General features: G+C 59.0%; 12 protein-coding genes. 5 read left to right on the top strand and 7 right to left on the bottom strand.

What is annotated here, in order from left to right:
• Nucleotides 1-430: 430 nt before the first annotated feature.
• Both chrA and JHW48_RS13100 read right to left on the bottom strand, forming a co-directional pair.
• On the bottom strand, nt 431-1,789 hold the full coding sequence (gene chrA, locus JHW48_RS13095) for a chromate efflux transporter (protein ID WP_119886948.1): 1,359 nt from the start codon (nt 1,787-1,789) through the stop codon (nt 431-433).
• Nucleotides 1,789-2,607, bottom strand: a complete 819-nt coding sequence (locus JHW48_RS13100) for a chromate resistance protein ChrB domain-containing protein (RefSeq protein WP_119886947.1) — start codon at nt 2,605-2,607, stop codon at nt 1,789-1,791. Before JHW48_RS13100 ends, chrA begins: the two co-directional genes overlap by 1 nt.
• 1,354 nt (nt 2,608-3,961) lie before the next feature.
• Between JHW48_RS13100 and JHW48_RS13105 the strand changes: the two genes are divergently transcribed.
• The 3 genes from JHW48_RS13105 (at nt 3,962) to JHW48_RS13115 (ending at nt 7,843) form a co-directional block, all read left to right on the top strand.
• The gene (locus tag JHW48_RS13105) at nt 3,962-6,253 is read left to right on the top strand and encodes a P-loop ATPase, Sll1717 family (protein WP_147388122.1); all 2,292 of its coding nucleotides are present in this window, start codon (nt 3,962-3,964) and stop codon (nt 6,251-6,253) included.
• A gap of 209 nt (nt 6,254-6,462) precedes the next feature.
• Nucleotides 6,463-7,029 (top strand): deoxynucleoside kinase, encoded by a 567-nt coding sequence (locus JHW48_RS13110; protein ID WP_119886945.1) that lies wholly within the window; start codon nt 6,463-6,465, stop codon nt 7,027-7,029.
• Nucleotides 7,022-7,843: a hypothetical protein gene (locus JHW48_RS13115; RefSeq protein ID WP_147388121.1), complete on the top strand. Its 822-nt coding sequence runs from the start codon at nt 7,022-7,024 to the stop codon at nt 7,841-7,843. The genes JHW48_RS13110 and JHW48_RS13115 overlap by 8 nt, the downstream gene beginning before the upstream one ends.
• A gap of 735 nt (nt 7,844-8,578) precedes the next feature.
• Here JHW48_RS13115 and JHW48_RS13120 read toward each other — a convergent pair.
• The 4 genes from JHW48_RS13120 to JHW48_RS13135 are packed head-to-tail and all read right to left on the bottom strand — an operon-like array spanning nt 8,579 to nt 9,918.
• A complete protein-coding gene (locus tag JHW48_RS13120) occupies nt 8,579-9,187 on the bottom strand; it encodes an IS3 family transposase (RefSeq protein WP_240637906.1) in 609 nt (202 codons plus the stop codon).
• Nucleotides 9,187-9,447 (bottom strand): hypothetical protein, encoded by a 261-nt coding sequence (locus tag JHW48_RS13125; protein ID WP_240637905.1) that lies wholly within the window; start codon nt 9,445-9,447, stop codon nt 9,187-9,189. The genes JHW48_RS13120 and JHW48_RS13125 overlap by 1 nt, the downstream gene beginning before the upstream one ends.
• Nucleotides 9,448-9,484: 37 nt before the next feature.
• Nucleotides 9,485-9,772 (bottom strand): transposase, encoded by a 288-nt coding sequence (locus tag JHW48_RS13130; protein ID WP_240637904.1) that lies wholly within the window; start codon nt 9,770-9,772, stop codon nt 9,485-9,487.
• 17 nt (nt 9,773-9,789) lie between these two features.
• Nucleotides 9,790-9,918 (bottom strand): hypothetical protein, encoded by a 129-nt coding sequence (locus JHW48_RS13135; RefSeq protein ID WP_272835624.1) that lies wholly within the window; start codon nt 9,916-9,918, stop codon nt 9,790-9,792.
• A 6-nt stretch (nt 9,919-9,924) separates the two neighbouring features.
• On the opposite strand from JHW48_RS13135, the gene JHW48_RS13140 reads away from it, so the two are divergent.
• Entirely contained in the window at nt 9,925-10,686 is a 762-nt protein-coding gene (locus tag JHW48_RS13140) for an ROK family protein (protein WP_272835625.1), read from the top strand.
• A gap of 32 nt (nt 10,687-10,718) precedes the next feature.
• Nucleotides 10,719-11,480 carry a glucosamine-6-phosphate deaminase gene (gene nagB, locus JHW48_RS13145; protein WP_119886943.1) on the top strand — a complete coding sequence of 254 codons (762 nt, stop codon included), beginning with the start codon at nt 10,719-10,721 and terminating at the stop codon, nt 11,478-11,480.
• A gap of 589 nt (nt 11,481-12,069) precedes the next feature.
• Here nagB and JHW48_RS13150 read toward each other — a convergent pair.
• Entirely contained in the window at nt 12,070-12,690 is a 621-nt protein-coding gene (locus JHW48_RS13150) for an SOS response-associated peptidase (RefSeq protein WP_119886942.1), read from the bottom strand.
• Nucleotides 12,691-12,734 lie beyond the last annotated feature (44 nt).

Here is a 12,734-nt window from a genome sequence, read left to right on the forward strand (position 1 = left end):
AAGCTGCACCGCAGCAACGATATGAGCTTGGCCAACGATTTTTACGCGACAGCTCTTGATGCGCATGCATTAGCTGCGGAAGTGCCGAATGTCAGAGAAGGGCTCCTCGCGTCGATCCGCCGGCCCTGGTGCCGCGAACGGCGCGCGGCAACCTCTGACCCGCGCACACGGCCATTTGCGGTCAGACGGCCGCTGCGGGGCGCTGCCCTGCAGCGGCCCCAGACCGGACGTTCGAGCTTGGCGCAGCGAGATCAACAGGGCGATGTCGCTGATGCGGGACGGAGCTGCCGTTCAGTGCGCCTCAGCCTTGCCATCCTCGCTCAGGGCCAAGTTGTTCGCATCACGAGACGACCGCTAGGTTGCCCCATTGGTGCAGATACAGCGTCGTAGCCGCGCTGGCATCTTGTATGCTGGCCCATTCACGTGAGGATCAGATCAGCCCCGGGAGCCGCAGCATTAGCCCCGCTACAGCGCAGCCCGCCAGCACCGTCACAGGCGACAGCTTGAAGCGAAGCACCGCGACCAGCGCGACAACCGTCAGCAGCGCCGCCCATGGATCGAGGCTGGACAACACCGGCAGCTCCAGCGCCAGCACCGCGGGGCGCAGCTGGGCGAAAAGGACGTGGAGGCCGAACCAGACGGCGAGGTTCGCGATCACGCCCACCACGGCGGCGGTGATGGCCGTCAGCGCGGCCGAGAGGGTCTGGTTGTCCCTGAGCCGCTCGATGAAGGGCGCGCCGAGGAAGATCCACAGGAAGCAGGGCGCGAAGGTCACCCAGGTGGTCAAGAGGCCGCCGAGCGTGCCCGCCAGCAGCGGCGGCAGGGCGCCCGCCTCGCGCAGCGCGCCCATGAAGCCGACAAACTGCGTGACCATGATCAGCGGGCCGGGCGTCGTCTCGGCCATGCCAAGGCCGTCCAGCATCTCGCCGGGCGCGAGCCAGCCGAAGTTCTGCACCGCCTCCTGCGCGACATAGGCCAGCACCGCATAGGCGCCGCCGAAGGTCACCACCGCCATCACGCTGAAAAAGCCCGCGATCTGCGAGAAGACGTTCTGCGGGCCGAGCAGCAGGAACAGCAGCGCCACCGGCACCAGCCACAGCGCCAGGAACGTGCCCGAGATGCGCATCGCCCAGGCCCGGTTGACGCGGGTATGCTCGGGCGTTTCCTCGCCCAGCAGCGTGTCGGCATCCGCGACCTGCCTTGCGCCGACCTTGCCATGCCCGCCGCCGCCCCTGAAGGCGGGCAGACCCGCGCGGGCGCCGAGAAAGCCGATCAGGCCGGCGGTCAGGATGATGAGCGGGAAGGGGATGCCGAAGACGAAGATCGCGAGGAACGAGGCCACGGCGATGCCGATCATCGCGCCGTTCTTCAGCGCCCGGCTGCCGATGCGAATCACCGCCTGCACCACGATGGCGAGAACGGCGGCCTTGAGGCCGAAGAACAGCGCCTCGACCGGCCCGGCATCGCCCCAGATCGCGTAGACCCAGCTGAGCGCCATGATCGCGACGATGCCCGGCAGCACGAAGAGGAGGCCGGCAATGATCCCGCCAAGCGTGCGGTGCATCAGCCAGCCTATATAGACGGCCAGCTGCATCGCCTCGGGGCCAGGTAGCAACATGCAGTAGTTCAGCGCGTGGAGGAACCGCTTCTCGCCGAGCCAGCGCTGCTCCTCGACCAGGATGCGGTGCATCAGCGCGATCTGCCCGGCCGGCCCGCCGAAGCTCAGAAGGCCAATGCGGGCCCAGATGCGGGTTGCTTCGGCAAGAGTGGGATACGAGCCTTTCTGCATCAGTCGGTCCTCGGCTTGTTGGTCGGCCAGTTGTGTCTCTCGTCCTGTGCATCCCGGGCCCAACGGTAGAAAGCGTCGTAGAGCAGCATGCCAGCCTCCAGCTGCTCGAGATCGTCGGAGAACATCCGCGACAGACCAAGGGAAGCGGCCAGCAACCCTGCTGCCTCGGGCGCCAGGTCCAGTCGAGCGGTGTCTGCCCCGCGCACGATACGTGCCAGCACATCCAGCGCCGGCAGCGACAGGCCCAGTTCGGCCAGCATCACGTCGAAGGTGCAGAGTTCATCGCGATGACTCCAGAAGACGTTCTCGACGTCGAAGGCAGCGCCATTGTAGCGCTCTGCCACGCCAACCACTTCGGCAGGCGCAACGAAGAGGATGATCGCGCGTGGATCGACAAAGCGGCGGATCAGCCATGGGCAGGCGATGCGGTCGACCTTGGGCCGGGCGCGCGTCACCCAGACTGTGCGGCCCTGCGCGTCCCGCGGCGGCAGGCGCGCGGGGTCGATCAGCGGCAGTCCGGCGGCCCGCCATGCGTCGAAGCCTCCGTCAAGGTATTCCGCACCGACACCCTCAGCCCGCAATATGGCGGCTGCGCCCTGGCTCCGGCGATGGCCCGCACGGCAGATGGTGATGGCCGCAGCGGGCGCAAGCGCCGCAACATTCGCCATTGCCCGATCATCGGCGCGCACAGCGCCTGGTAGCAGGTAAGGATGGGTTGAGTAGTCTTCGTCTGAGCGCACATCCAGAAGCAGCGGCGCGCGAGGCGTGCCGATGATCTTGCTCAACTTCTCGAATGCTATCGCGTTTGGCGCAGGCATGGGCGTTCCTTCCTTGAACAGGACATTCAGGATTGATCTGGAACGCGATCTTTAGCTGGCGCCTCGTGGGGAGTTCGCGGGTCCCCATACCTTATCGAGTAAAACACGCGGACCGGCTGTGCAAGGCCGAGTGCAGGTGATGCTCGTTATTCTTGGGATCAGTGCCAGAGGTGGTGCCACGCAACCATTAGACGCTCAAAGCACGAGAGGCGGAGGTATGCGCTTGCGCCGATTGCAGCCGCACTCGCTGAGGCGCAACTGAACGACAGCTTTGGGCTCCTCGCGTCGATCCGCCGGCCTTGGTGCCGGGAACGGCGCGGGGCAGCCCCTGGGTCGCGCACTCGGCCCTTAGCGGTCGGTCGACGGCCATTAGATGCTGCGATGCAGGTTCTGGGAAACGGACGTCGGTGCAGGGCGCAGCGAGATTGATCGGGCCGTAACCACTATGCGGGACCTTCCGGCCGTTCGCTGCACCTGCAGCCTCACCTTATTTGCTCAGTTTCAAGTAGGTCCAGTTGGGAGATCTGCCTGACCACAGTGGCCTGCAAGGCAAAGCGCCTCGGCCAGAGGCAGCGATGTGGCCAAGGGCCGGTTGGTCCTCGGCCGCAAGCCAACGGCGGCACGTGTAGTCGAAGGCAGTGCGAAGCGCATCTGCGGTAGCCGAAGGTGGGTTGGCAAGAAGCCAAAGAACTAGAACATGCGATACAACCCGCTCACTCCTCATCGTCGTCCCGCCAACTAAATGTGGGACGACGACCAAGGTGAAAATCGTGTGCTTCGAAAATTACATGATTTCCCCCTGGAATATGGGTTGGTATCAAGTCAGACTAGTCCTCGAAAGTTAATATCCTTCTAACTGAAGAGGCATGGGAAACTGCGGCGATTTCGGTCGGCGTCAGAGGTAGTCCTACCTGCAACAAATAACATGACTCCCCAAGCCGCAACCGAATGCTTCACCGGTCAAGAAGGCTTCCGAGGAGAGGGAAGCGAAGGAGTCATGATGTGATCCAACGGGCGCGTGGCGCTGGCGGCAGAGAGGATGAGCGCGCTCCATGGAAGCGATGAACAACAATATCAAAGATGCTCCTAAAGCTCATCCGGATGATCTCTCCTGCAGCTCTAGGATGAGGTAAGCGATGTGAAACAAAAGCCTGTTCGTGTGCTGATGCGACGCACCTGATAGACGCCGAACCAGAAGCTCGAACAGGGGCACTAGAGGCCCTCAGGCTCACAGCTCGGACGGCCTGTGGACCAAACACGGTCTATTCTTACGCCCCATCATAGCCCGCCCTTGCAGAGCGCTCCTACTACTGGTTCACTGCTACGAGCTTCAGCAGGTCGAGGTTCAGAGAAGATGGCAACGGGCACGGCGTTCTTCGCATATCCAGAATCTAACCCGCTGGTTAGAGACGCCATCAGAGGAGCGGCGGAGACTGGTTCGATCAACGGCATCGAGGTGAAGCTCTGGGAGGCCATGAACATTCTTGGCTTCAAGCTGGATAATCTCGTTAGAGACAGCATTGTTGCTGCCGACTTTTTGGCCGCTGATGTGACGATCCCGAACTACAACGTGTATTACGAAGTTGGCTATGCGCTTGCGTTGGGAAAGCCAGTGTTGCCAACACTAAACACAGCCATGTTAGGCGCATCAGACTCGATAAGGCGCGTGGGGCTTTTCGATACAACGGGATATGCAAGCTACAGCAACGCTTTGGACTTATCTGAGTGTCTGGGAGCCTGGAGCACGCAGGCATGGCAAAACAGAGCAGCAGAAAAAAGAAATTACGCGCAGCCGCTGTTCATACTCGACACACTTAAGAAGACGGATTTCCGCAACTGGATTTTCCACGCGGCCGCAGAATCTGAAGTGAAGTATCGGGTATACGATCCTGCAGAAGTTCCTCGTTTAACTGCATCTCAAGCCTACTCAGAAATATCGTCGTCTGCTGGAGTTATTATCCCTTTATTATCGCAGCAGGTCGTTGACGCTGATCTGCACAATCTGCGCGCAGCCTTCCTCTTGGGGCTCTCACACGGCAGTAATATCGATGCTCTAGTGATCCAGTATGAGAACTCTCCCGCTCCGCTAGATTATAGGGATTTCATAAAGAACTCAGCTAGCCGGCATGAGACCCTTCGACACGTCTCAGAATACTGTCACGAGACTCTGGTGAAAAATCAGAAGCCTGCGCAGCGCGGGAGGCGGGGTGAAGCGAGCATTCTCACAAAAATCGACCTCGGGTCATCATCTGCAGAAAACGAATCGAGCTCGCTTGATCAATACTTTGTCGAAACGGCGGAATTCTCCCGTGCTCTTCGAGCGGAGGGCGCAATTGTCACAGGACGCAAGGGCGCGGGAAAATCGGCGATATATCTTCAGGTTCTAGAACATCTTAAGGGCTCAAGCTCACGGCGCTGCGTTGTGGACCTCAGACCTGCTTCGCATGACCTCAGCGAGATGAGGGAGGCCCTGCTGAGTGTCCTTTCCGCAGGGGTCTTCGACCATACTATCGCGGCGTTTTGGCAATACATCTTGTATTTCGAAATACTTCTGAAGCTGAGGGAATCCATCATCCCAAAAGTAAAATCGAACTTCCAGGTTCAGCAAAAAGTCGCGGCAATTGAAGATCAGTTTGATTTAGATGACCAAGTAGTCTCCGGTGACTTCACTTCACGACTCAAAGCAGCCGTGGATAAGGTGGTCAGCCGGGCTGGGCAGAGCGACAACGCTGAAGATCTTCGAACCGAGTTAACCAACTACATGTTCGAGCGCCCCATCCCTGCGCTTCGAGAAGCAATCGCAGCGATTTGTGACGGTTACGATGAAATTCATATTCTCATCGATGATCTCGATAAAGGCTGGCCACCTCGACGAGTTGAACCTCAGGATGTAATGATGGTCAAGCACTTGATCGAAACGTTGCAGAAGATTCGCAGAGAGCTTTCGAAGAAAGATATCGAACTCAGCCATCTTATTTTTCTCCGCGGGGATATATACGAGAGGCTGGTAGAGGGGACCTCGGATAGGGGCAAGTATAACGTGATCAACGTAGATTGGTCCGACCCGTTGCAGCTTGAAAACTTGTTGCTTGTTCGTGTGGCCACGTCTGTTGAAGAGGACGACGAAGAACTCGCTTGGCGCGCTCTTAACCCGCCGATGCCAGGTGGAGATGCCGTTGGTCGTATGATTTCAGCATCGCTGATGAGGCCAAGGTTTCTCATTGATCTTTGTGAAAGGACGTTATCTTTCGCAATCAACCGTGGCCACGCCAGCGTGGAAGAGGATGATGTGCAAGATGCAATACAGCAAATGTCGCTCTACCTAGTTTCGGACTTTGGCTATGAAATGCGCGATGTTGCAGGGACACCTGAGGACATTTTCTATCTCTTCATTGGTTCCGCCGAAAAGCTAAATCAGGCGCAGTTGAAGGAAGTTCTGGGAAAGTCGGACGTCGATTTGAATGTAGACGAGACAGTTGACCTCCTGCTCTGGTATGGGTTCTTGGGGATTGTTTCTGCTAACGGTTCGCCGGTTTTTATCTACGACAGGGCATATGACTTCCGTCGCCTAGAAGCAGAGAGAAGATCTCGAGGAAACGAATTGACATATATACTGAACTCAGCGTTCTTGAGCGGACTGCAGTAGAAATGCACGGTAACATTGGTTTCATGCTTTATGAACTGTTTTGTCTGGGCAGGCTCAAAAACTCGGTAGTTCTGCAATCAGGAAGCGCTATCAAGGCGGTGGGAGATGCTGAGGCTAGCTCTAAACGGGCATCATGCTCCACTAGCCTCACCAATGCTTCAACTTAGGTGAAAATCGCAATTATTGGCTATCATGAGAATGGATAATTTATGCTAGTGCAACTTTCTGGGCCAACAGGTAGCGGAAAAAGCGTTGCCGCTGACATCCTGTCAGAATTTGGGTTCAAGGTTGTTCGTGAGGAGAGCAGGAATTCCTCTCCGATAAGAACTAGTGAAATCGGATCATCGACGCTGTTTAGTATTCAGAAGTCTATTATGCAATATCGCCTATCTCAGTTTAAGAGAATAGAGCGGAGCACGCGCATTGTTTTTGATCGTGGCGTAGATGAAGACTTCTATATATTCTGCCAGCTGTTTCATAAAATCGGCCTCCTCGACAGTGAGCATTTGGTCGAACTTTCCAAACTGCACGCTAGCGTAAAGTCAAGACTTCCAAAGCCGGATAAGATAATATTCTTTGGTGCCACACCTTCTATTCTCAAGGAAAGACTCCGCGCACGCGGCGAGGGAGGTTTGATTGTGAATACACTTCATTTGCAGATAGATTTGTATGAATCATGGCGGCGCTCTATTTCAGGCAACGTCACAGATGTCGATACCAGCAACTTGAAGTCTGGGTGTTATTGGCCTGCTATTCGGGAGGCGATGTATGCTTGATCGCTGGCAGATGAATACTGTATTTATTGTTTTCATTTTTATTGTAGTGGTCCTTGCACTGAGTGAAGCCTACCTTGTTATTCAGGTTGCTCAGGGGGACGGAGGATGGGTTTCTGCGGCGACCGCCTTTATCACACTTCTATTTCTATCAGCAGCCGGTAAGACTTTCCTAGACATCAGTCGGAAGAATTTTCTCGACACAAGTAAGCTGCCTGTCTCCGTTTTGAAAGAGCTTGCGGCGGAGATGGCGAAAATTGTTTCGAAGCCAGGCTTATCAGAAGTCGCTAAAAGGTTGGAGCTAATGCACGCGATATTAAATTTCGCGCGCAGCCGAATGCCTGACTGGGCGAAGGGAAATCATTTTGAATTTTGCGTCTTCATTGATAGAGAATTTCCTGTGATGGTTGCTTACACTGATAGCGCCCTTCAATCCCGAAATCGCAGCATGAGCCAGCGCGAAAGTAATCGCACTTACTACCGAGAAAAAATGTATGAGGCTGTTAAGCTATTAGATGGTCCGCAGAGTCAATTCCATTATATCAACGACACAGAGAGTTCGGAGATAAACTACAGCTTTGTTCGAGACGAGCAAAGGGTGCAGATTCGCTCTTCTTTGCTAGCTTGCACAGACACTGATACCCCTGCCATACTTGTTATCAGTAGCAATCAAAGGGACGCATTCAGCCTTGCAGATCCTGATTTCAACTCATTTGTTCGGTATTTGCTTGAGATGATCCATCTTCAGACTGCTGACGGTAAGCTTGAGGAACTCTACAGAAACGAGCGCCCTGAATTGTTTTTAGAGGTTAGATAGGGTGCATTGATAGGTAGGGGAGTGGTCTCGCTAGTGCAAAACGCTGCGAGACCCTCTGAAGCTTATTGATAGACGGATTCGCGCGGCAACTCGCTTTCTCAACGTTGCCGCGTCTGCCGCGCATGTGGCTGTCACTCAGCTCTCTGCCAGCAACATCGAGCAAGGCGCTTGCCGCACTGCAAATAGGCTGAGTGTCCGCTTCAGGCCGAGGGCTCAATTGCTGCGTTGCATCGCCATCAGGTTGCTTCCCGCCTTGCGCGTTGGGTCAGGAACCCGTGTTGTTGCGCCGAGACTGAATGACCGCTTCTACACCTGCGGCTTCTGGTTAGCCGCATCGCTGAAAGGCGGCTTTCCGCCCTTGAGGTGGATCCTGCGCCGGTGACGCTGCCCGCGGGTCGAGCGTCCGCTTTGTCGAGATGCTGCATCTGCTCTGCCGCACTGCCGTATGACCGCTTCCCGCCCATTGCGGCCGCTCGACGCTTGACTGATGCCGGCGTGCAGCTTCTCCAAACCGGACGTTCGCTCTAAGTATGTGCTATCTCTGATTTCTCGCGTTGCTGCTACGGCATCTGCCGTCTGAACCACGACTGGACAATGAGGCAGTTGGTGAGAGCCGAGCCTGCAATTGGGGTGCTCGCCGTCACCAATGAGCACCTGAACGACCAGCTTCAAACCGGCAGAGGTATCATGCCACTCGCCTGCGCTCTGGACTTGCCCGGCTTTTGTGGAGAGCGTTTAGCTCACTTCCCGTGCCTTTCGCTCGAAGGCGATGGGGCTTTGGAAGCCGAGCGATGAATGTCGCCTGACGGGGTTATAGAATCCGTCGATGTATCTGGCGATGGCGTTTTCGGCCTGCTGGCGGGATTGCCAGGCGACCGGCCAGATCAGCTCTGACTTGATGGTTTTGAAGAACGTTTCCACCATCGAGTTGTCGTAGCAGTTCCCACGCCCGCTCATCGAGATCAGGATGCCGCGTTTGCGGAGCAGCGCCTGATAGGTGACCGAGCAGTATTGCGATCCGCGGTCGGAATGATGGACCGGCCCGGGTGCAAAGTTGCGAACCACCAGAGCACGGCGCAGGGCTTCGACCGCGAGATCGCGCTTCAGACGATCACTCGTGGCCCAACCGACGACACGGCGCGAGAAGAGGTCCAGGACGATGGCGAGGTAAAGCCAGCCCTCTGCCGTCCAGATGTAGGAGATATCAGCCCCCCCTTTCTGTCCGGACCGTCCGCCGTGAAGTCCTGCGCTACAAGGTTCGGCGGGAAGGGCCAGGCATGTTCGCTGTCTGTCGTGCGCTTGAAGCGCCGCGTCGGACCGTGCGATCAACTGGTTCTCGCGCATCAGGCGTGCCGTGCGATGCCGCCCGATCTCATGGCCCTCGTCGACGAGATCGCAGGTCGCATGCGCGGGCTGCCATAGGTGCCGTTCGACAGCGCGAAGGCCGTGCGGATATGGGCTAGATAGACCATGTCCTGCTGCTGGCGGCGGCAGGCCGGGCGTTCCTGCCAAGCGAAGAAACCGCTTTGGCTGACCCCGAGGACGCGGCACATCCGGTTGATCGGGAAGCTGGCCTTCTCCGCTTCGATGAAGCCGAAGGTCATCGACTTCCCTCTTTCGCGAAGAAGGCCGCGGCTTTTTTTAAGATGTCGCCATTCGCCGGGAAAACGATCCCCCGGATCGTTTTCTGATCCGGCTCGAATGCTTCAGGACCGCATTCTCGCGCCGAAGCCGCTTCAACTCGGCATGCAGGTCGACAGGTGCCTCACTCGGCTTACCGGTGTCCCGCTCCTGACCCAGCCACCGCGTCAGCGTCGACAAGCCAATGCCAAGATCCTGCGCGATTTCCCGCCGCGTCCTGCCGCTGGTCAGTGCCAGCCGCACCGCTTCACGCCGAAACTCCGGCGTCGGTCTGTTCCCGTTTCCCATAGAACACTCCTGGTTCCTCAGTTGGTGCTCTCCACATTTTCCGGGCAAGTCCACTCGATGGACGGGTTCTCGTCGAGATCAAGCAGCCCACGGCGGCCGAAGGGGGGCTTGCGCTGATCGACCAGATCGCCGCGCAGCGTGAGCACCTGCTCTTGCAGGCGGGCTTATCCTCAGACAAGCTTCTTGCGGGCTCCGTGGGGGTGCCGGCGGCCGTGCATCCGCGAACCCGCCGCCTGAGCCGCATCCCGAACATTCGCGGCATCGAGGAGCTCGATTTCAGCGGGATCCTTACCCGGAAGTTCGACATGCCAGTGTCCGTCGAGAACGACGTGAACCTTGCTGCGCTCGGCGAACATTGGCGGGGTCACAGAGCAAGCAGCATGGTCTTCCTTGCCCTTGGCACGGGGATCGGGATGGGCGTCATACTGGACGGCAAGCTGTTTCGTGGCGCGCGGGGCGCGGCGGGCGAAATAAGCGCTCTTCCAATCGGCGGCGACGCTTTCGCTCAAGACAGTCTGGAGAGCGGCGCGCTGGAGAACGCGGTTTCCGGCAAGGCGATGATGGCTCGATACTTGGGCAGCGGTGGCAGGCCAGGCACGAAGCTGACAGGCCTTTTCGTAGTGCCGCCAAGCTCGGCGCCCGCGCCGATGCTTGACGAGGCCGGGCGCCTCATCGCGCTCGCGATCCTGTCCGTCTGCGCTGTCATTGACCCTGAGAAGGTTGTTCTTGGCGGCAGTATAGGCATCCGTCCTGAACTCCTTGCGCGGACCACCCACCATCTTGCGCGCTGCATGGCCGTTCCTCCGTCCTGCCAAATCAGCGCCCTTGGCAATAGGGCCGGAGCTCTTGGCGCGGTGCGCGCTGCGCGGCTTCTGCTCGCCGATGAATATATCTCTGCCTGCGAGACCTCATGACGATCACGACAAGTCCCGACGCACGAAGCCCGATGCTGCTGGTGCTGCCTTCGCCGGAGGCGGTCGCCCGCCAGGCGGCGGGTCACATCGCCGACCTGATCAGAAGCAGGCGTGCGCGCGTGCTGGGCCTTGCCACCGGCCGGACCCCGCTCCGGGTCTACGAGCTTCTGTCCGCGGAGCTGCGGGCCGGCCGTCTGAGCCTTGCCGGCGTCACGACCTTCAATCTCGACGAATATCAGGGCCTCGGCCCTGATCATCCAGCCTCCTTCCGGAGCTATATGGAGCAGCACCTGTTCCGACATTCGGATATTGATCCAGCGCACTGGCATGTGCCGGACGGAATGAACCTGGACGGCGATGCCGTGAGAAGCCACTACGAGGGACTGATCGTAGCAGCGGGTGGGATCGATCTGCAACTGCTTGGCATCGGGGCGAACGGTCATATCGGCTTCAACGAACCCTTATCGGCGTTCGACAGCCGGACCCGCATCGTCAGACTTGCGCCTGAGACGCGTGAAGCAAACTCTGACGAGTTTTCTGACGGCCGAACGCCCGAGCGTGCGATCACCATGGGCATCGGCACCATCCTAGAGGCGCGGGAGATACTCCTGCTGGCGTGCGGTGCGGCCAAGGGCGAGGCTCTTGCGGCCATGATAGCAGGCCCTCTGCACCCCAGCTGCCCGGCATCTGCGTTGAGACTGCATCCGCAGGTTACTGTTCTCTGTGATCACGAGGCAGCGGCAGGTTTAAGCTCCTTCACCGAACTAGGTTCAGGGTTTACCGGCACCGCCTAGGTTCCAGACTTCGGTAACGGGGTCTCCCGGGACCGGGGCGCTGATCGACATGACACCCGCAAGCATGATCGAAAAAAAGAGTCGTTGAGACATGTTGTCCTCCTGCTGCAGCGTCATGCCGCACTACCACGCAGGATTGAGGGCATGCACGAGGGACCGCAATAATACAACCGCGCGCCTCGCGGCGTCTATCGCAACTTTGTCCACATTGGCTTGGGCAAGGTGCGGCGTTGGAGCCGGATGACGGGCTAGGCGTTGCACGTGCCTTCGACCGCATGGCGGCCCGTGCGCAGTAGCGGCCAAGCTTCCTCGTATGGCATGATGTGGACTCTTCTCGTCGATCTGCCGCCTCTGGCGCCAGGACGTATGCTGGGCGGCCTCTGACCCGCGCACTCGGCCGATGCTGCGGCTGCCGTGCTGCACCACGGTCAGGCTGCTTCCCGCCCTTTCAGTCGAACCGGGCGCTCCCCTGACCTTCGGCAGAGTAAGCGTCCGCTTTTTGGCTGATGCTGCGGTCGCCATGCCACGAACGGGCGGGACGGGGTGCCTAGAGGGCGCGGCCCGGCCTGTCAAGCCGGGGTGGCGGGTGTCACACCGGCGCGTCCAGCAGCGCCAGCGCGCCGTCCGGCAGGGGCCGCTGCAGCGCCTCGGCACGGATGCCGCCGAGCCATGCGCGCCATTCCTCGGGGCGGGTCAGGATCACCGGCATGGCCTTGGGATGAATGGGCGCGATCTCTGCATTCGGCGGGCAGGTCAGGAAGGCGTAGAGATCATCGGTCGTCTCGCCATCCTTGACCTTGCGGAGCGAGGTCCAGCCGCGCGTCTCGATCCCCGCGAAGAACATCGTGGTCTCAGCGTAAGTCGGCGCGAACCACTGCACCCCCTGCCCCTTGCCGCGCGGTTCCGAGAAGCTGGTGACCGGCACCAGGCAGCGATGCCCCTGCCCCAGCCAGCGCCGCCAATGCGGCGAGCCGAGATTGCGCACATTGGTGACACCGGGATCGCGCGCGGTCTTCAGGACCGAGGGCGGCGACGGCATGCCCCATCGCGCCTTGACCAGCTCCGGCCCGTCGTCGCCGTTGCGGATGATCGGCGCCAGCTGATCGGGATAGACGCTGCCGGAGGCCAGGTTTCCGGCGCGGTCGGTGAGCCCATCGATCAGACGGGTCAGTGCCTCCTGCGAGGTCGTCACGTTATACAGATTGCAAATCGCCCTGCCCTCGCGCTTTCCTAGCTTCCGTTCTGGGCCTGCTT

It is taken from the genome of Paracoccus aestuarii, from assembly GCF_028553885.1.
GTDB classification, from domain to species: domain Bacteria; phylum Pseudomonadota; class Alphaproteobacteria; order Rhodobacterales; family Rhodobacteraceae; genus Paracoccus; species Paracoccus aestuarii.

Excerpts from the sequence above, each read along its gene's own strand:
- nagB (WP_119886943.1), top strand. The coding sequence starts at position 10,719 with ATGCTGCTGGTGCTGCCTTCGCCGGAGGCGGTCGCCCGCCAGGCGGCG.
- JHW48_RS13130 (WP_240637904.1), bottom strand. The coding sequence starts at position 9,772 with ATGGGAAACGGGAACAGACCGACGCCGGAGTTTCGGCGTGAAGCGGTG.
- JHW48_RS13105 (WP_147388122.1), top strand. The coding sequence starts at position 3,962 with ATGGCAACGGGCACGGCGTTCTTCGCATATCCAGAATCTAACCCGCTG.
- JHW48_RS13125 (WP_240637905.1), bottom strand. The coding sequence starts at position 9,447 with ATGACCTTCGGCTTCATCGAAGCGGAGAAGGCCAGCTTCCCGATCAAC.
- JHW48_RS13110 (WP_119886945.1), top strand. The coding sequence starts at position 6,463 with ATGCTAGTGCAACTTTCTGGGCCAACAGGTAGCGGAAAAAGCGTTGCC.
- JHW48_RS13115 (WP_147388121.1), top strand. The coding sequence starts at position 7,022 with ATGCTTGATCGCTGGCAGATGAATACTGTATTTATTGTTTTCATTTTT.
- chrA (WP_119886948.1), bottom strand. The coding sequence starts at position 1,789 with ATGCAGAAAGGCTCGTATCCCACTCTTGCCGAAGCAACCCGCATCTGG.
- JHW48_RS13100 (WP_119886947.1), bottom strand. The coding sequence starts at position 2,607 with ATGCCTGCGCCAAACGCGATAGCATTCGAGAAGTTGAGCAAGATCATC.
- JHW48_RS13120 (WP_240637906.1), bottom strand. The coding sequence starts at position 9,187 with ATGCGCGAGAACCAGTTGATCGCACGGTCCGACGCGGCGCTTCAAGCG.